General features: G+C 68.0%; 18 protein-coding genes. 5 read left to right on the top strand and 13 right to left on the bottom strand.

Annotated elements, in window-relative coordinates; all coding sequences use genetic code 11:
* The first annotated feature begins 195 nt into the window (after positions 1–195).
* Entirely contained in the window at positions 196–1,116 is a 921-nt protein-coding gene (locus ACFK0J_RS00935) for a cutinase family protein (protein WP_378735616.1), read from the top strand.
* An 80-nt stretch (positions 1,117–1,196) separates the two neighbouring features.
* On the opposite strand, the gene ACFK0J_RS00940 is transcribed toward ACFK0J_RS00935, so the two are convergent.
* The 3 genes from ACFK0J_RS00940 to ACFK0J_RS00950 all read right to left on the bottom strand — a co-directional run bounded on the left by ACFK0J_RS00940 (position 1,197) and on the right by ACFK0J_RS00950 (position 3,065).
* Positions 1,197–1,481: a hypothetical protein gene (locus ACFK0J_RS00940; RefSeq protein ID WP_378735619.1), complete on the bottom strand. Its 285-nt coding sequence runs from the start codon at positions 1,479–1,481 to the stop codon at positions 1,197–1,199.
* A gap of 170 nt (positions 1,482–1,651) precedes the next feature.
* Positions 1,652–2,263 carry a histidine phosphatase family protein gene (locus ACFK0J_RS00945; RefSeq protein WP_378735621.1) on the bottom strand — a complete coding sequence of 204 codons (612 nt, stop codon included), beginning with the start codon at positions 2,261–2,263 and terminating at the stop codon, positions 1,652–1,654.
* A gap of 97 nt (positions 2,264–2,360) precedes the next feature.
* Entirely contained in the window at positions 2,361–3,065 is a 705-nt protein-coding gene (locus ACFK0J_RS00950; protein WP_378735623.1) for a winged helix-turn-helix transcriptional regulator, read from the bottom strand.
* 108 nt (positions 3,066–3,173) lie between these two features.
* Between ACFK0J_RS00950 and ACFK0J_RS00955 the strand changes: the two genes are divergently transcribed.
* Positions 3,174–4,694, top strand: a complete 1,521-nt coding sequence (locus ACFK0J_RS00955) for an MFS transporter (RefSeq protein WP_378735625.1) — start codon at positions 3,174–3,176, stop codon at positions 4,692–4,694.
* Between the two features lie 60 nt (positions 4,695–4,754).
* On the opposite strand, the gene ACFK0J_RS00960 is transcribed toward ACFK0J_RS00955, so the two are convergent.
* Together ACFK0J_RS00960 and lysX are read right to left on the bottom strand one after the other, a co-directional pair.
* Complete coding sequence (locus tag ACFK0J_RS00960; RefSeq protein WP_378735627.1) at positions 4,755–5,042, bottom strand: hypothetical protein; 288 nt, start codon at positions 5,040–5,042, stop codon at positions 4,755–4,757.
* Positions 5,043–5,206: 164 nt separating this feature from the next.
* Positions 5,207–8,527 carry a bifunctional lysylphosphatidylglycerol synthetase/lysine--tRNA ligase LysX gene (lysX, locus tag ACFK0J_RS00965; protein WP_378735629.1) on the bottom strand — a complete coding sequence of 1,107 codons (3,321 nt, stop codon included), beginning with the start codon at positions 8,525–8,527 and terminating at the stop codon, positions 5,207–5,209.
* Between the two features lie 155 nt (positions 8,528–8,682).
* On the opposite strand from lysX, the gene ACFK0J_RS00970 reads away from it, so the two are divergent.
* Positions 8,683–8,901: an RNA-binding S4 domain-containing protein gene (locus ACFK0J_RS00970; RefSeq protein WP_218472546.1), complete on the top strand. Its 219-nt coding sequence runs from the start codon at positions 8,683–8,685 to the stop codon at positions 8,899–8,901.
* 9 nt (positions 8,902–8,910) lie between these two features.
* Here the strand turns inward: ACFK0J_RS00970 and rraA are convergent, their stop codons facing one another.
* The 8 genes from rraA to ACFK0J_RS01010 form a co-directional block, all read right to left on the bottom strand.
* Positions 8,911–9,399, bottom strand: a complete 489-nt coding sequence (rraA, locus tag ACFK0J_RS00975) for a ribonuclease E activity regulator RraA (protein WP_378735631.1) — start codon at positions 9,397–9,399, stop codon at positions 8,911–8,913.
* Positions 9,400–9,588: 189 nt separating this feature from the next.
* Complete coding sequence (locus tag ACFK0J_RS00980) at positions 9,589–9,936, bottom strand: DUF5313 family protein (protein WP_378735633.1); 348 nt, start codon at positions 9,934–9,936, stop codon at positions 9,589–9,591.
* Positions 9,937–9,939: 3 nt separating this feature from the next.
* Positions 9,940–10,419: an SRPBCC family protein gene (locus ACFK0J_RS00985; protein WP_378735635.1), complete on the bottom strand. Its 480-nt coding sequence runs from the start codon at positions 10,417–10,419 to the stop codon at positions 9,940–9,942.
* 66 nt (positions 10,420–10,485) lie between these two features.
* Positions 10,486–11,445, bottom strand: a complete 960-nt coding sequence (locus ACFK0J_RS00990) for a copper resistance D family protein (protein WP_378735637.1) — start codon at positions 11,443–11,445, stop codon at positions 10,486–10,488.
* Positions 11,442–11,984 carry a copper resistance protein CopC gene (locus tag ACFK0J_RS00995; RefSeq protein WP_378735639.1) on the bottom strand — a complete coding sequence of 181 codons (543 nt, stop codon included), beginning with the start codon at positions 11,982–11,984 and terminating at the stop codon, positions 11,442–11,444. Before ACFK0J_RS00995 ends, ACFK0J_RS00990 begins: the two co-directional genes overlap by 4 nt.
* A complete protein-coding gene (locus ACFK0J_RS01000) occupies positions 11,981–12,640 on the bottom strand; it encodes a YcnI family protein (RefSeq protein ID WP_378735641.1) in 660 nt (219 codons plus the stop codon). The genes ACFK0J_RS00995 and ACFK0J_RS01000 overlap by 4 nt, the downstream gene beginning before the upstream one ends.
* Before the next feature lie 39 nt (positions 12,641–12,679).
* Positions 12,680–13,201 carry a hypothetical protein gene (locus ACFK0J_RS01005; RefSeq protein WP_378743368.1) on the bottom strand — a complete coding sequence of 174 codons (522 nt, stop codon included), beginning with the start codon at positions 13,199–13,201 and terminating at the stop codon, positions 12,680–12,682.
* Between the two features lie 12 nt (positions 13,202–13,213).
* The gene (locus ACFK0J_RS01010; protein WP_378735643.1) at positions 13,214–13,858 is read right to left on the bottom strand and encodes a DUF6474 family protein; all 645 of its coding nucleotides are present in this window, start codon (positions 13,856–13,858) and stop codon (positions 13,214–13,216) included.
* A gap of 221 nt (positions 13,859–14,079) precedes the next feature.
* Here ACFK0J_RS01010 and ACFK0J_RS01015 point away from each other — a divergent pair, with 221 nt between their 5' ends.
* Together ACFK0J_RS01015 and htpG are read left to right on the top strand one after the other, a co-directional pair.
* On the top strand, positions 14,080–15,726 hold the full coding sequence (locus ACFK0J_RS01015; protein WP_378743370.1) for a TM0106 family RecB-like putative nuclease: 1,647 nt from the start codon (positions 14,080–14,082) through the stop codon (positions 15,724–15,726).
* Positions 15,723–17,681 carry a molecular chaperone HtpG gene (htpG, locus tag ACFK0J_RS01020; RefSeq protein WP_378735645.1) on the top strand — a complete coding sequence of 653 codons (1,959 nt, stop codon included), beginning with the start codon at positions 15,723–15,725 and terminating at the stop codon, positions 17,679–17,681. The genes ACFK0J_RS01015 and htpG overlap by 4 nt, the downstream gene beginning before the upstream one ends.
* Positions 17,682–17,827 lie beyond the last annotated feature (146 nt).

The following is a 17,827-nucleotide window of genomic DNA, read 5'->3' on the forward strand; positions in this document are numbered from 1 at the left end:
ACGTCGGAGTTTCGAATGGCGCGGCGGCGTCTGTACCTTTATTGTGATCCCGTCGTGCTGCTGATCTTGGGATGCGGGTGGTGATCGGAGCCGTCACGTCGGTGGGTGGTCGGTGTTAACCCAGCGTGCACTGGAAGGTCATCCGTCAGGTTCAGCATTGGGGCGCAACTTGTCGAGGACGTACTCGCGAGAGGCATGGTTTTGGACTGGAGCGGTATGCAGGTGAAGAAGGTTGTCGCGGCTCTCGGTGCGTCCGCGACGGTGCTGTCCGGCTTGATGTTCGGCAGCGGCTCGGTGAGTGCCGAGCCGGGTTGCCCGAGCCTGTACGTGGTGGCGATCCCCGGTACCTGGGAGACCGGCAAGGACAAGAAGCCGCAGCCCGGCATGCTGGCCGGCGTCACCAACAATCTGCCCCGGTCGGCCGATGTCGACTACGTGACCTACGCCGCGACCGCGTTCCCCTGGGAAGGTGAGGTCTACGGCAACTCGAAGAAGGAAGCCGTCGACAAGGCGCGCGGCCTGATCTCGGACATGGCGCACTCCTGCGGCGCGACGAAGATCGCGCTCGTCGGCTACAGCCAGGGCGCCGACGCGGCCGGTGACCTTGCCGCCGAAATCGGCACCGGCCTCAGTGTCGTTGCGCCGGACCGGATCGCCGGTGTCGGCCTCATCTCCGACCCGCGTCGTTCCCCGACCGACGTCCAGGTCGGCGCCCCGGCTCCCGGCGCGGGCGCCGGTGGCCCCCGGGTCGGCGGCTTCGGCTGGATCAGCGACCGCACCCGCAGCATCTGCGCGGTGGACGACCTGTACTGCGCGACCGCGCCGGACGACTTCGTCACCCGGTTCGCCGGATTCCTGGCGCAGGCCTCGGACGCGAACCCGGCCAACATGTGGCGCTACCAGATCGAAGCCGGAAACATCATGAACGACCTGTTCGCGCATGGTGGCGTGCCCACGCTGCAGGCGCAGCTGACCGAGTCGGCGAACGAGCAGCGGGCCAAGGACCTGGAGCGGTTCTACAAGTCGCAGGCACATACCCTGTACGGCAGCTACCCGGTGGGTGGCGGCCAGACCGCCGTCTCCTGGATGCACAACTGGATCGCGGGCATGGCCTGATCCACAGTCGAACGAATCGAAGGCCCACTCCCGTTCCGGGAGTGGGCCTTCGGTCATTGATCAGCCACTAGGGCGAGCGGTCAGCTGCTGCCCGCGGAACCGGTGGACGGCCGGCCCTGGTGGAAGAAGTGGGCACCGGGATCGTCCCGGTAGATCCGCGGCCCGTCGCCGCGATGGTCCGGACCCTCGCGGTACTGGATCCGCGGTCCGTCGTGCCCTTGGCCGCCGGGCAGCCAGTTCGCACCGCCGGGTGGATGTGCGCTGATGTCGGCGGTCGCCTGGGTCAGCGGAACAGCGTCGGTAGTCGTCGCGGAAGCGGTCGCGGCGAGCGCGCCGAGCGGCAGCGCGATCAACGCTCCTGCCACGGCAACCCTGCTGAGCCGACGCCGCGTCGACGTCGATGTTCTGGAGAGCAACACGGAATTCCTTTCTCTCGAACCGTGAACCACGGGGGTGGCGGCTCACCGGCTCCATAGAAGGTTCCGTCGCTGGGACGGCGGTGCGACGTCCCTGCCAATCGGCTGTGAATGGCCGCTCAGGATTTGATATTGCGCGGCAACAGATCCCAGACGTGCCCGTTCTCGTTGACCGTCGCGGCGGTCCGCCTTCCGGTGCGGGAGAACAGGATTCGGGTGATCGAGCAGTAGTCGATCGGGAAGGTCAGCGGCCGTTCCAGCCCCAGTATTTCCTGCAGCAGCACGTTGACCACGCCGCCGTGCGTGAACGCGACCACCGTATCGGCCGGGTCGGTGCCCGCCGCGATCTCGGTGACGGCGTCGAGCACCCGGGACTTGAACGCCTTGCCGTCGATCTGCGGCGGAAAATGCCCCGCCTTGATCCGCTCGTAGACATCCTGGAACTCCACCTTGGCGTCCTCGATCGGGATGTAGGCGGGCAGGTCGCGATCGTATTCGGCGAGGTCGTCGATGATGTCCACGCCGAGGCCGAGCTTGGTGGCGGTCGGCGCCGCGGTCTCGCGCGCGCGGCGCTGCGGGCTGCTCACCACGCGGGCGATCCGATGCTGGCTCAGGGCCGCGGGCACCCGCTCGGCCTGTTCGAGTCCCACGGGAGCGAGTTCGGGGTCGGCGGGCCCGTCGGAGTTCATGATCCGGACCGGCTGGGCATGGCGAACGAGAATCAGCTGCACATGCCCACTCTGCCGCATCGACGGCGAAGCCTCGATCCGGGCAGAACAGACCGCGCGCCGCCGCCCCCGCCAGCCGGAGCTATGCCTTCCGGAGGACCTAGGGCGAGCTTCCGGCGCACTCCCGTGGCAGCTCGAAGAAGGTGGTGAACTGCTCGGCGGCGGCGGTGTCACCGGTGATCTCGGTGAATCCCGCCGTGATCGCATCGGCCATGGAACGTCCGTCGTAGACCACCGCGACGAAGGCGGCCACGGTGGTGTGGATGGCGGTCGGCGCGTTGCCACTGGCGCCACGCGTGATGGTGAGGACGCCGTCGGCGACGACCGCGTGGAATTCGTCGGTGCCGGAATCGGGTCCGGTGAAGTGCAGGTCGTAATCGGCCCGCACGCCCGCGGCCCGCTCCGGCTTGAAGTGGGTGCGCAGCGAGACGATGAGCGCGTCGGTGCTCACCTCGGCGCAGCGGTGCGTGTTGGGGGTGCGCGCACCCCAGCGGCTGAGCGCGATCACCACGGTGTCCAGTTCCTTGCCCCACTCGGTGAGGTCGTAGACCGCGGTGCTGACCGGCGGCGGCAGCTTGCGCTTGACCACCACCCCGGCCTGCACCAGTTCGTCGAGTCGCTGGGAGAGCACATTCGGGCTGATCGCGGGCAGTCCGGCGCGCAGATCGGTGAAGCGCTTGGGGCCGAGCAGCAGTTCGCGCACCACGAGCAGGGTCCACCGCTCGCCGACCAGATCGAGCGCGCGGGCGGCACCACACGCGTCGTGATAGCTGCGCTTGTTGCGGTGCTCCGGAGCAACAGTCATGAAATACATCATATCAGCAGATACTGCAACTGAATTAACTAGTTGTCTTTTAGGACTAAACACTGCTAGCGTGCCTCAGTAACGATCTTTGGGTGGAAGGCATGGCTAGTGGCTGAAGCAAGAGAACGAGCGAGCGAGGCGACGGCGTCCATCCCGGATCGCAGTCGCTGGCTCGCGTTGTATGTGTTGTGTGGCGGCATGCTGATGATCGTGCTGGACGCCACGATCGTGAATGTCGCGCTCGCGGATATCCAGCAGGACCTCGGGTTCACCTCGGCCGGCCTGGCCTGGGTGGTGAACGGATACCTGATCTCGTTCGGTGGCCTGCTGATGCTGGCGGGCCGGCTCGGTGACCTGATCGGTCGCCGCACGATGTTCCTGTCCGGCCTGGTGGTCTTCACCGTGGCGTCGGTGCTGTGTGGTCTGGCGATCAACGAGGTCACCCTCATCGCGGCCCGGTTCCTGCAGGGCGTCGGCGGCGCGATGACCTCCGCGGTCATCCTCGGCATGATCTTCGCGATGTTCCCGGACCCGCGTGAGCAGGCGAAGGCGATCGGCCGCTACGCGTTCGTCGCGTCGGCGGGCGGTGCGATCGGGCTGTTGCTCGGCGGGCTGCTCACCGCGCTGGACTGGCGGCTGATCTTCCTGGTCAACTTGCCGATCGGGGTCCTGGTCGGTTTCGGCGCGCTGAAGATCCTCGACAAGGATCAGGGTGCGGGCTTGAAGGACGGCGCGGATGTGCCCGGCGCCGTGCTCATCACGGCCGCGCTGATGCTCGGCGTGTACACCATCGTCAAGCCCGCCGCCGAGTACGGCTGGACCGATCCGGTCACGCTCGGCCTCGGGGTGGTCTCGCTGGCGCTGCTCGCCGGGTTCGTCGCCCGGGAAGCGACGGCGAAGACGCCGTTGATGCCGTTGAAGATCTTCCGGTCCCGGAACCTGTCCGGCGCCAACGTGATCCAGGTGGTGACCGTGGCGGGCATGTTCGGCATGTTCTTCATGGGCTCGCTGTACCTGAAGCAGGTGCTCGGCTATGAGCCGATGCAGCTGGGTCTGGCGTTCTTCCCGGTCGCCGCGATCATGGGTCTGCTGTCGGTGCGTTACTCCGAGGGGCTGGTGATGAAGTTCGGCCCGCGCAAGGTGCTCATCCCCGGCCTGTCGCTGATCCTGGCCGCGCTGCTCTGGTTGACCCAGGCGCCGGTGGACGGCACCTACTGGTTGCACATCTTCGGTCCGATGGTGCTGTTCGGAACCGGTGCGGGACTTGCCTTCCCGGCGCTGATGAACCTGGCGATGTCGGGCGTGGAGCCGGACGAAGCGGGTCTGGCGTCCGGCCTGGCCAACACCACCATGCAGGTGGGTGGCGCGCTCGGGCTGGCCGTCCTCGCCACCTTGTCGGCGAGCAAGACGGCCGACCTGATGGCGGCGGGCACCCCGGCGAACGAGGCACTGACCAGCGGGTTCCAGCTCGCGTTCTGGATCGGTGCGGCACTGGTGGTGGCCGCGCTGGCGGCGGCGGTCGTCATCCTGAAGTCGGTGCCCGCGGGTGGGCACGGCACGGGTGGTCCCGACCTCGACGACGAGCTGTTGCTCGAGGCGGAAGTGGCGTCCGAGCGCACCGCCATCTGACGGATAGCCCGAACAAGCGAATGGCCCGGCTCGCGCGAAGCGAGCCGGGCCATTCTCCGCTCAGGGGGTGAAAGGTGGCGGCGGCTGCTGCCCATACGGGGGCTGCTCGCCGTAGGGCGGCTGGTTGGGCGGTTGCTGGTTCGACTGCTTCTTCTTCCGCCGCAGCAGGTAGATGCCGCCGACGATCGCCGCGACGACCAGCAGACAGCAGATGCCGCCGACGATCAGCGCGCCGCTGCTCCTGCGTTTCTTCTTGGCCGACAACTCGAGTGCGGAAGCCCACACGTCCGAGCTCGCCCATACGCTGTGGTCCAGCAGGCTCGCGCTGGTCAGCAGGTCAAGGTACATTTCCGAACCCCATCTCGTGTCTCGGTCTCCTCCCGGGCCGAATACCACTCACCGCCCGGCCGAATCACCGGCCGGTCAACCCGAGTATCCGGCCGCCCGGACCGAATAACCCAGCGTAGCTGCCCGATTCGTCCCGAGTGATCTCTTCGCGAACGTCGGCTCGGCTAGCGCGGTTTCACCAAGGGGAAGGGCAACGTCTCGCGGATGCTGCGGCCGGTGATCAACATGACCACCCGGTCCACGCCCATGCCGAGCCCGCCGGTCGGTGGCATCGCGTGCTCCAAGGCCTGCAAAAAGTCCTCGTCGAGCTCCATCGCCTCCGGGTCACCGTTGGCCGCGAGCAGCGATTGTTCGGTGAGCCTGCGCCGCTGCTCGACCGGATCGGTGAGTTCGCTGTAGGCGGTGCCGAGTTCGACGCCCCAGGCGACCAGGTCCCAGCGTTCCGTCACGCCCGCGATCGAGCGGTGCGCCCGGGTCAGCGGCGACACCGAGGTGGGGAAGTTGATGTAGAAAGTCGGTTCCTCCGTGCGGGCTTCGACCAGGTGCTCGTACATTTCCAGCACCACCTGACCCTCGTCCCAGCCGTGCTGGTAGGGCACCTCGGCCTTTTCGCACAACTCGCGCAGGTGGTCCAGGTCGGTCTCCGGCGTGATCTCGGTGCCGAGCGCCTCGGACACCGCGCCGTGCACCGTCTGCACCGCCCACTCACCGGAGATGTCCACCTGCTCATAGGAACCGTCACCGGTCGGCCGCAACGCGACCATCGCGCCGTTGGCCGCGACCGCGGCTTCCTGGATGAGCTGACGGCAGACGTGCATCATCCGCTCGTAGTCGCTGTGCGCCTCGTACGCCTCGAGAATGGTGAACTCGGGATTGTGGCTGAAGTCGACGCCCTCGTTGCGGAAGGTCCGGCCGATCTCGAACACCTTCTCCATGCCGCCGACGCAGAGCCGCTTGAGATACAGCTCGGGCGCGATCCGCAGATACAGATCCAGGTCGTAGGCGTTGATGTGGGTGCGGAACGGAGTGGCGTTGGCGCCGCCGTGCACCTGCTGCAGGATCGGCGTCTCCACCTCCAGATATCCCCAGGCGTTCAATGAATCTCGCAGCGAGCGGACCACCGCGCTGCGCTTGGCCAGCACCTCGCGCGTCTCGGCGTTGATCGCCATGTCGACGTAGCGTTGCCGCACTCGCGCCTCGGGATCGGACAGGCCTTTCCACTTGTCCGGCAGCGGGTGCAGGCACTTGCCGAGCATCCGCCAGTCCGCCGCGAGCAGCGAGAGCTCGCCGCGCCTGCTGCGGCCGATCTGACCACTGACCTCGATCAGGTCACCGAGGTCGAAGAACTCGGTGAACTCGGCACTGCGGTCGGCGCCGACCCGGTCGCGATCGATGACCAGCTGGATGTCGTCGGTCCAGTCCCGCACCACGGCGAAGATCACCCCGCCGTAGTCGCGGATGCGCAGCAACCGGCCGCAGACCCGGACCGTGGTGCCGCGCGGCGACTGCCTGGCCCCCGCGACGGTGTGCGTCGGCGGGTAGGCGACCGGATACGCCTCGACGCCGGAATCGGTGAGCCGGGCCAGCTTGTCCATCCGCACCCGCACCTGCTCGGGGCGGCGCGGCAGCTGTTCGGTGCCCTCGACATGACCGAAATCGGGCGGACTGCCGTCGGCGTGCAGCCCGGTCATCGATGCGGGCACCGCGCTGTGCACACCGGTGTGCGTGATCGTGTCCGGTTCCTTGCCGAATCGCGGTAGGAAGCCCTCCGCGAGCGCGCTGGCCACCGCGGCCCTCGGTAGCTGCCTGCGCTCCTCGAACAGGAAAAACCTTGGCACCCAATGCGGCTGGTACTTCACGTTGGAGCGATACAGCGCTTCCAGCTGCCACCAGCGCGAAAAGAACAGCAGCACACCGCGCCACAGCCGCAGCACCGGACCGGCGCCGATCCGCGCGCCCTCCTCGAACACCGAGCGGAACACCGCGAAGTTCAGCGAGACCTTGGTGATGCCGTACTGCTCGGAGTTGAGCGCGAGCTGCGAAATCATCAGCTCCATCACGCCGTTCGGCCCGTGCGGATCGCGCCGCATCAACTCCAGCGAGACACCGGTGCGGCCCCACGGCACCAGCGACAGCATGCCGAGCACCCGGTCCTGTCCGTTCACCGCCTCGACCAGCAGGCAGTCCGCGTCCAGCGGATCGCCGAGCCGGCCGAGCGCCATCGAGAAGCCGCGTTCGGTCTCGGTGTCGCGCCAGGCGTCCGCGCGGGCGATCACCTGCTGGAATTCCTCGGCCGGGATGTCGCGGTGCCGCCGGATCCGGACGGTGATGCCGTGCTTGCGCAACCGGTTCGCGGCCTGCCGGACCGGTTTCATCTCGGGGCCCGCCAGCGAGAACGTCCTGGTGTCCAGAATGGCCTCGTCACCGAGCCGGATCGCGGAAAGTCCGGCCCTGCGGTACGCGGTCGCGCCGACTTCGCTGGCACCCATCACCGCGGGGGCCCAGCCGAATTGGTCGGCCAGCCGCAACCATGCGTCGATCGCCTGCGGCCACGCCTCGCGGATGCCGATCGGGTCACCGCTGGCCAGGCAGACGCCTAGTTCCACCCGGTAGGTGACCGCCGCCTTACCGCTCGGTGCGAACACCACCGCCTTGTCGCGCCGGGTCGCGAAGTAGCCGAGCGAGTCCTCTAGGTCGGAACGTTCCAGCAGGCCGCGGATGGCGGATTCGTCGGTGCCCGTCATCGCGTTCGCGGCCCGCTGTGACCGCAGCAGGATGATCACCGCGGCCAGCAGCGCGATGGCGCCGAACAGGCCGAGCAGGAAGTTGACGAACGGGCGCGGATGACCGTCGAAGTGTTCGTTGTCGACCAGGATCGCGGCGGTCACCCGATAGATCGCCCAGCCGGGCCGCTGCGCGCCGCTCGGCAGCGTGCCGGGGAACAACTCGACCAGACCCCAGCCGAGCAGACAGCCGATGGTCAGGCCGCCGACCAGGACGCCGAGCGCCTTCCAGCCCGCGCCGCGGCGCACCTTGGTGTAGAACTCCCGCCACGCGGCGATGAGCACACCGATCACCGCCAGCTGGACGATCATCGCCACCAATGCGTTGACATTGCCGGTATCCGCGAAATCCAGCGCGTTGGCCAGTGCGTACAAGGACAGATAGCCGAGCAGCAGCCACCAGGCGATGCGCTTGCGGCTGGCGAGCGCGCCGGCCAGCAGGCCGATGATCAGCGCCCACATCAGGTTCGTGTCCGGCGCGTCGAAGTAGTAGCTGTCGATGTAGCGGCGTGGCACCTGGGTCAAATAGCGCAGGGCCGGCGAAAGGCTCCAGAGGAAGCACGCCAACGCGGAAACCCCGAGCACCAGACCCGCGATGTGCGGGACCTCGGTCAGTCGTCCATGCCCCCGATGCGGGACGGGCGGGGTCGGTCTGTCCGCGGGCGGTTCGATCAGGTGTTGCCGGGCTTGCGTGGTGGTCACTGAACCAGTGTGTACGGTGCCGCCGTCCCGGTGCTCGAAGACCACCCGGGCATGTCGGTTCTCGGCGCGTCGCACACGCGTGTCAGTGTTTCATCGGTGACGCGCGCGGGGGGCTGGCGTTTGCCGATTCCGGGTGCAAGGTAAGGATGTATCCCATGGCAGAACCAGTCGATGTACCGATCGATGACGACGTCATCCGGCTCGGTCAGTTCCTGAAACTGGCCAACTTGATCGAATCCGGTTCGGAGGCCAAGACTGTCATTGCCTCCGGTCTGGTACGGGTGAACGACGAGGTGGAGCTGCGGCGCGGGCGGCAGCTGCAGGTCGGCGACGTCGTCACCCTCGCCGGTCACCAGGCCAGAGTGTCGGTCTGATCGGCTGATTCAGTCCTCGGCGCGCACCACGACACCGTCGTGGTCGCTGTAGAGCATGTCGCCCGGTACGAAGGTGACGCCACCGAACTCGACTGGTACGTCGCGGTCGCCCGCACCGGTCTGGGTGCTCTTGCGCGGATTGGTACCAAGGGCCTTGATGCCGATGTCGAGGGTGCGCAGGATCGCCGAGTCGCGCACCGCGCCATTGACGATCACCCCCGCCCAACCGTTGTCCACGCCGCGTCCGGCGATGATGTCGCCGACCAGCGCGGTGTGCACGCTCGCACCGCCATCGACGACCAGCACCTTGCCGTTGCCCGGCTCGCCGAGCGTCTGCTTGACCAGCAGATTGTCCTGGAAGCAGCGGATGGTGGTGATCCGGCCCGCGAACGCCGCCCGGCCACCGAACTGGATGAACTGCGTGTCGCAGCTGCGGATCTCGGGGCCGATCTCGTCGGCCAGGTCGGCAGTGGCAACAAAATCCTGTGCTTCGGTCACTGTGTTGATTTTGCCGTGCCTGCGGCCCGGCGTGTTCGCGGCCCCCGGAGTCTCGCGTCCGAGCGGCCGAGACTCGCGCCTGCGGCGCATGCGCTTCGTCCACTCGGACGCGAGACGGGCCGCGAACGGCGCTCGCAAAACTCGCGCGTGGTGGTTGCTTTGGGTATGCGCGTCGCGTTTGAGCACTACCTATCGATGCCCGTAGTGCAGTTCGTACATGTCCCGATCGTGTTCGGAGAACTTGGCCTGGTCGACCAGCGCCGGATTCAAACCGTGCTGGGCGAGCCGGAAGCGGCGCCAGACGTAGCTGAGCGCCACGGTGAAGATGACCAGCGGGACGATCATCATCACGATCAAGCCGATCTTCAGCGGCAGCGGGCCGGGAAACAGCAATACCAGCGCGAAGAACGGAATGACAGGACCGAGGAACCGGACGAGATATCGCTCCATGGCCCCGTGTCCGACGAGGTCGTGGGTGACCCACTCGTGCAGCTCCTCGGGGAGCTCGCAGCCCAGATCGAGCATCCCCCACGACACCGATCAATGAACGGGCTCATCCGATTCGGCCGCGCGGCTGGCGTGGAAGGCCGCGATCTGGGTGATCAGATTGTGCGTGGTGTGCTGGACCGCGATCTTCACGAACGGCTCGATGGTCTTGCCGAGCGCGCGTCCGGCCAGGCCGCCGCCCACCCGGAAGTCGACGATCGCGTCGACGGTGCACGAGGCGGCGCCCTTGGGATGGAACAGGAAGGTCGACTCGACCTCGAAGCCCTTGATCGACTTCACCGCGATGGCGGCGTTCTCTACCCAGCGCACCACCTCGATGCGCGACTTCAGCGAGGCGGGCCCGAGCTTGATGTGGCCGTCGAACGCGGCGCCGACACCGACCGTCTGCTCGCCGACCGGGGTGAAGGACTGGATCCCGTGCAGGAAGCGCGGCAGATTCTGGTAGTCGTTCACGTAGGCGAACGCGGACTCCGCCGACGCGGCACAATCCTCGACGATCTTCACTTCGGTCATGCGAAAACAGTAACCGGTTTCGATCTAGGTCGCCTGGTCAGGCGTGTGCCGCCGACGCTGTTCCCGTCACGCGGTGACGGCGAGAGTGGCGGCCAGGCCGAAGGCCAGCGCCATCACGACCACCTCGATGGTCGCGCGGCGCAGTGATGCCTCTGCGGTCATCCGGTGGTCCGCGGCCCGGTGCACCCAGCTGCGTCGCCACCACCAGCCCAGCGCCAGCAAGCCGACCAGCACAACGGTTTTCGCGAGCAGGATGCGGCCGTAGCCGGTGCCGACGAACGGCGTGATGCCGCCGACCCGCACCACTCCGTTGAGCAATCCGGTCACCGCCACCGTGACGACCAGCGGCAACGCCACCGCCGAATACCTGGGCAACACCGCGGCCCACTCGCCGCGGGTGCGCACCACCAGTGCGAGCGCGACCAGCAGCCCGAACCAGACCGCCGCCGCCAGCGCATGCACCGCGGCGAGCACGGAACCGAACGCCTGCTGTGACATGTGCCCGGTGATCGTCCGCAGTGCCAGCGCGACCGCGGCGAACACGAGCACCAGGTCGGCCGAGGCGATATCGGGCCGCCGGAAGGCCACCGCCGAATAGCAGGCGACCGCGCCGACGCCGACCAGGATGGCGATCCCGACCTGCCCGCCGCTGATATCCACCAGATAGCTGCCGAACTGTCCGGCACCCAACTCGGTGACCGGCACGCCCACCACCTCGGCCGCCTCGAACACCAGCACCGCGAACTCGGTGCCACACCAGAATCCGGCGAGCACCGCGAGCAACCGCCACGGCGGTACCAGCCGTTCCCGCAGCCGGGGCAGTGCCGCGAGTCCGAGGACCGTCGCGCCGACGCCGTCCGCGATCACTCGGACGGTCGCCTCGGCGGCGAAGCGCGCGGGCAGGGCCAGCGTCCAGGCGAGCAGCACCCCGAGCAGCCCGGCCGGGACGATCAGCAGCACCGACCACGGTGCGCGCGCGGTACCCCGGCGCGCACCGCCCCGGCCGCCGATCGTCGCGCCCGTCACGACTTCGGTTTCCGGCTCCTGCCGCCGAACAGGGCGAACGCCAGCCCGCCACCGAAGAGCACGACGGCACCGACGATGAAGACCCACAACGGAACTCCGCCGGAGCTGTCCTCCTCGGAACTACCGTTCTTGGCCGTCGGCTTGGGCCCCGCGACGCCGTTGCCCGGCTTGCTCAGCGTGAAATGCCGGGTGCCGCTGACCGGATGGCCATCGGCGGAAGTCACCCGGTAGGCGACCGTGTACTGGCCGACCGGTCCGAGCTCGCCGAGCTCGACGCTGACCGTCTTGCCGTCGACCACCGGCGCGCCCTTCGACCACAGGTTGCCGTCCGGGCCGACCACGGTGAGCGAGGGGAAATTGGGCTGCAGATCCTCGTTGAAGGTGATGCTTGCCCGCGCCGGTCCCGCCTCGATCGTCGCGCCATCGTCCGGCACGCTGGCGGTCGGCGCGGAGTGCGCGGCGGCGGTACCCGTTGCGGCGAACCCGAATCCGACCAAGAACAGCCCCGCGACCAGCGCGGTGAGCAGGCGCCGGGTCATGACTGCCGCGCCCGGATCACATTGCCGAGGCCGAGCGCGACGCCGAGCAGGCCGAGCGCGAGGCCGATGCCGCCGAGCCAGCGTGCGGTGTTGTCGGTGTCATCGCTGGACTTCTCGGCGGACTCGTTGCCGACCTTGTGGGCGTCGGCGGGGTCGGCCTTGCCCTCGGCCAGGGTGAGCGACGGTGCCGGATGTTCGGGTTCCGCACCGTCTTTGCCTGCGGGCTGATCCCAGCTGACGACCTTGCCGTCGCTGTAGGTCTGCTTGGCCGGGAAGCTGACCGTCTCCTGCTTGGGCAGCGGGCCGAGCGAGACCGCGAAACGTTGGAACTGGCCGGGACCGACACCGGGGTTGCCCGGCTCGGCGGTCCAGGTGATCGTGGTGATCTCCGACTTGTCGTTCCGGTCTACCTTGGCCGACCAGCCCGGAATCGGCTCGGTCCGTGCGCTTTTCAGGTTGGGCACGGTGACGGTGAGGGCGGTGGTGCTCGCGGTGTCGGATTCGGTGGGGACGCGGAAGGTGGCGACCGAGTATTTGCCCTGCTGGGCGCCCGGCGCGTCGACGCTGACGTGTGCGGCTGCGCTGCCGCAGGCGATCAGCCCGAGGGTGGCGGCGGCCGCGGCCGTGCCGGTGGCGCGCGAAATCGAACGGTGCATGGGAAAGGCTTTCTGTCCGAAGGGGAGTGGTGCGGCGGGTCAGGCGGGCACCGGCGGCGCGCGCGGCCCGATCGCGCCGTTCGGCGGACAGCGGTACTGCGGGAGACCAGGATTGGGCCACTGCGTCGACCCGACGACGCGCGGCGGATGCGGTGCCGCGAGCACCGCGCGGACAGCGCCGGACGCCACGGCATACAGCCGTTCGGCAACCGAGATCAGTGCCGCGCAGGTGAGGGTGGCGACGACGTGCGCGACCAGCATCCAGCCGGTAGGCAGCGCCGAGGTCGGTGCGGCCGTGGCATGTTCGTGCCCGAGCGGACCGGACAGCGCGCTATGACCGGCCAGCTGGCCGAACGCGAGTAAGCCGAGGACCGAACCACGCCCGGCGGCAACCACATTCGCCGCGCAACCGGCCGACGCGGCGACCAACAGCAGCAGCGTCAGCTCCGCGGAACCGGGCAGGCCACCGCCCGCGGCACCGTGCGCGGCGACGGCGAGCGCCCCCACCAGCACGCCGACCAGGCCACCGCGCAGGTGGCCGGTACTCGGCGAGGGGGGCATCACGCGAAGAGGTCAGCGCACGCCGAGGCGCGCCAGGACGTCCGCCTCGACCCCGGACAGCTCCTCCGAGATCGACGCGTGCACGGCGCGGCGGCGGGGTGCGGGCATCTGCTCCGCGGTCTGCACCGCGGCGGCGAGGCTGGACAAGCGGGCCTGGGTGGCGGTGACGAACTTCTGCGTCTCGCCCTTGTCCTTGCCGTCCTGCGCTCCGACCTTGGCAAGGGCCGCTTCGGTATTCGCGATCCTGGCCTGCAGCTTGGCGCCATGGCCGCTGAAGTCGCCGAGCTGCTCGATACCGATGCCGAGCTGCTGGGCCTTGCGGGTGTCGAGCTGTGCGCGCAGGTAGGTCGCACCGCGGTAGGCCAGCGGCGCGAGCACCGGGATCAGCACTCGGGCCACGCCGAGATACTTCTTCACCTGGCCCGCGCTGAACAGGTCACGCTCGGCCTTGGCGGCCAGCTTGAGCGCGGCCTTCTCCTCCGCCTGCAAAGCCGAGATCTGCGCCTTGGCCACCTTGCGCTGGGTGCGGGCCGCCGCGCGGCGGGCCTTGCGGTCGTTCTTGGCGACCAACTTGGCCTCCAAAGCGGCCTTGTGCTTGAGAGCTTTCGCCTCGGCCCGGCGGCTCGGGCGCCGCTTGCGCTTCGTGAACAACCCCATCGAAGGCCCTCCGTCATGCTGGTTTGCCATGGCAGTACGACGCCGGGGAAAGCCCGTCCGCCCATGTCACACGGTTTGTCCTTACCCTATCGGGTGGACCGTGACACCAGCGAGCGAACCCGGCCGTGCCCACGGGGTTCGTGGGTTTGTCGGGGGGAGGGACCATACTGCATAGCGTGGATTCGGGCATCGGTGACCGGGAAGGTCGCAAGCACAACGGCATGGCCGTCGAACGGCCGGCCGGCGTCGCGGATGCGCCGACCCCTTTCATCGATGCCAGGGCGTTGATCGGTTGCCGTCATCGGCTGCACCTGGACGCGGCCCATCCGGGGGCGTTGCTCGGCGTCACCGAGGATCCCGGGGTGCGGCAGCGCCGGGAGGCGGCCACCGCGCACCGGCTGCGGGTGCGCGACGCGTTGATCGCGGCGGATCCGGACGGCTGGGTGGTGATCGATCCCACGCTGCGCGCGGCCGAACGGGCCGAGGCCACCATGCGGGCGTGTGCGGCTGGCGTGCAACACATCTGGGGCGGCCTGCTGCCACAGGAACCGGAAACCGGCAGGCGCGGCGGCTCGGAGATCCTGCTGTGCGACCTCGATCGCGGCGGGTACATCCCGGTGATCGTGGTGAACCACAAGGTGACCGACCCGCGCCACCCGGAACCCGCCGACTTCCACCCGACCACCTCGGACCCGTTCCACTGGAACCCCAAACCGGACCGCCATCGCAAGCTGCGTCAGCAACCGCGCGACCAGCAGCGCCTCGCGCACCTGTACCGGATGCTGCAGCGCCACGGCATGGCGAGCCCGGCGCTGGTCGGCGGCGTGATCGGCTATCACTTCGACTGCATCCTGGTGCACGACCTCGGGCCGGTGCTCGCCGACTACGACCAGCGCTACGCCGACCGGGTCGCAGTGGTCCGCGGCGAGCTGCCGACGGTGCCGTCGAAGGTGCCCGAATGCCGGCAGTGCCCGTGGTGGACCCGCGGCATCGAAGGACCCAGCTGTGAAGCCTGGCTCATCGAGCACCGCGACGTCAGCCTGGTCGCGCCCGGTTCGCGGGCCGACGTGCTGCGCAGGCACGGCGTGCAGACCATCGACGATCTGGCCGAATGGGCGGGCGACGACCCCGACGACTGGCAGCACGGGCCGTTCGACGAGGCCGTGGTCACCGCGCGGGCCTGGATCGCGGGCGCGCCGCTGGTCCGCCGGGTGACGCCGGTCCAGGTGCAGCGGGCCGACGTCGAGGTGGACGTGGATCTGGAGAGTTTCCAGGAATACGGCGCCTACCTGTGGGGCACGCTGCTCGACGGGGTGTACCGCCCGTTCGTCACCTGGGATCCGCTGCCCACCGAGGACGAGGGCCGCTCCTTCGGCGAGTTCTGGACCTGGCTGATGACGATTCGGGCCGAGGCCGCCGCGAGCGGGAAAACCTTTGCCGCCTACTGCTATTCGCGCACCGCCGAGGACAAGTGGCTGTACGAGTCGGCGCGCCGGTTCGCCGGGCGGCCCGGGGTGCCGACGGTCGATCAGGTGCGCGCGTTCGTCGACGGGCCGCAATGGGTGGACATGTTCCAGGCCGTCTCCGATCAGTTCATCTGCCCGAACGGCAAGGGACTCAAGAAGATCGCCCCGGTGGCCGGCTTCGCCTGGCGCGACGCCGAGGCGGGCGGCGAGGCGTCGATGAGCTGGTATCGGCTGGCCGTCGGCTACGAGGGCGCGCCCGATATGTCGCAGCGCACCCGGTTGCTGGAGTACAACGAGGACGACGTGCGGGCCACCCAGGTGCTGCGTGACTGGATGTCGGACCGGGCCGACGTCGAGGTTCCTGGCCTCGCCGATTTCGGGCGACGTACTATCGCGTCGTGACAGAGCACGTCGAACAACTCGAGTTTCAGGCAGAGACGCATCAGCTGCTCGAGCTGATGATCCATTCGGTCTACTCCAACAAGGACACCTTCCTGCGGGAGCTGATCTCGAACTCCTCCGACGCGCTGGACAAGCTGCGGCTGGAGTCCTTCCGGGACAAGGATCTGCATGTCGACACGTCCGACCTCCACATCGAGCTGGAAGTCGACAAGGACAACCGGATCCTGACCGTGCGGGACAACGGCATCGGCATGTCCCGTGCCGAGGTGGTGGACCTGATCGGCACCCTCGCCAAATCCGGCACCGCCGAGCTGCGCAAGAAGCTGAACGAGGCCAAGTCCGAGGCGGCCGCCGAGGAACTGATCGGCCAGTTCGGCATCGGTTTCTACTCGACCTTCATGGTCGCCGACAAGGTCACCCTGACCACCCGGCGCGCGGGCGAGACCGAGGGCACCCGCTGGGAATCGGCCGCGGGCAGCTCCACCTACACCATCGAAACCCTGGACCAGGCGCCGCAGGGCACCGCGGTCTCGCTGCACCTCAAGCCCGCCGACGAGGAGGACCACCTCTTCGACTACACCCAGGAGTGGAAGCTCCGGGAGATCGTCAAGAAGTACTCCGACTTCATCGCCTGGCCGATCCGCATGCAGGTCGAGCGGACGGTCACCGAGGGGGAGGGCGAGGACAAGAAGGAAAAGACCGTCCTCGAGGAGCAGACCCTCAACTCCATGAAGGCGCTGTGGACCCGCCCCAAGAGCGAGGTCAGCGACGAGGAGTACAAGGAGTTCTACAAGCACGTCAGCCACGCCTGGGACGATCCGCTGGAGATCATCCCGCTGAAGGCGGAGGGCACCTTCGAATACCAGGCGCTGCTGTTCCTGCCCTCGCAGGCGCCGTTCGATCTGTTCACTCGCGAGCACAAGCGCGGCGTGCAGCTCTACGTCAAGCGGGTGTTCATCATGGACAACTGCGAAGAGCTGATGCCGGAGTACCTGCGCTTCGTCAAGGGTGTGGTGGACGCGCAGGACCTGTCGCTCAACGTGTCCCGCGAGATCCTGCAGCAGGACCGGCAGATCCAGATGATCCGCAAGCGGCTGGTCAAAAAGGTGCTGTCGACGATCAAGGACCTGCAGGGCGCCGAGGACCAGCAGAAGTACCAGACCTTCTGGAAGGAATTCGGCCGCGTCCTCAAGGAGGGCCTGCTCGGCGACTTCGACAACCGCGAGACCATCCTGCAGGTTTCCTCGTTCGCGTCGACGCACTCCGAGACCGAGCTGACCACGCTCGCCCAGTACGTGGAGCGCATGCCGGACGGTCAGGACGCCATCTACTACATGACCGGCGAGTCCCGCCAGCAGGTCGAAAGCTCGCCGCACATGGAGGCTTTCAAAGCCAAGGGCCGCGAGGTGCTGATCCTCACCGATCCGGTGGACGAGATGTGGGTCGGCTCGGTGCCCGAGTTCGACGGCAAGCCGTTCAAGTCCATCGCCAAGGGCGAGGTCGACCTGGAGTCCGAGGAGGAGAAGAAGGCCTCCGAGGCGCTGCGCGAACAGCAGGACAAGGACTTCGCCGAGCTGCTGACCTGGCTCGGCAAGACACTGGACGAGAGCGTCAAAGAGGTGCGCCTGACCAACCGGCTCACCACCTCGCCTGCCTGCCTGGTCGGTGACGTCTTCGACTTCACCCCGATGCTGGAGCGGATGTACCGGGCCTCCGGCCAGGTGATGCCGGAAACCAAGCGGATTCTCGAGCTCAACCCGACCCATCCGCTGGTCACCGGTTTGCGCGACGCCTACGACACGCGTAAGGAAGACGCCGACGCGGGCAAGGTGCCCGAGCTCACCGAGACCGCCGAGTTGCTCTACGGCACAGCGGTCTTGGCCGAGGGCGGCGAGCTGAAGGATCCGGCGCGTTTCGCGCACATCCTGACCGATCGGCTCACCCGCACGCTCTGAGGTTCGGATCGAAGGCCACCCATTCAGCGATGAGTGGGTGGCCTTCGGTCTTCGCTACCTTCTGGCATGCGCTGCGAATGTCTTCGCGCACAGCGTTATTCGTCGGAGTTGGTGGTCCGGTGGGGTCGGAAGCGGTTACATTTGGG

It is taken from the genome of Nocardia brasiliensis (genome assembly GCF_042691675.1).
Classification (GTDB): Bacteria; Actinomycetota; Actinomycetes; order Mycobacteriales; family Mycobacteriaceae; genus Nocardia; species Nocardia brasiliensis_D.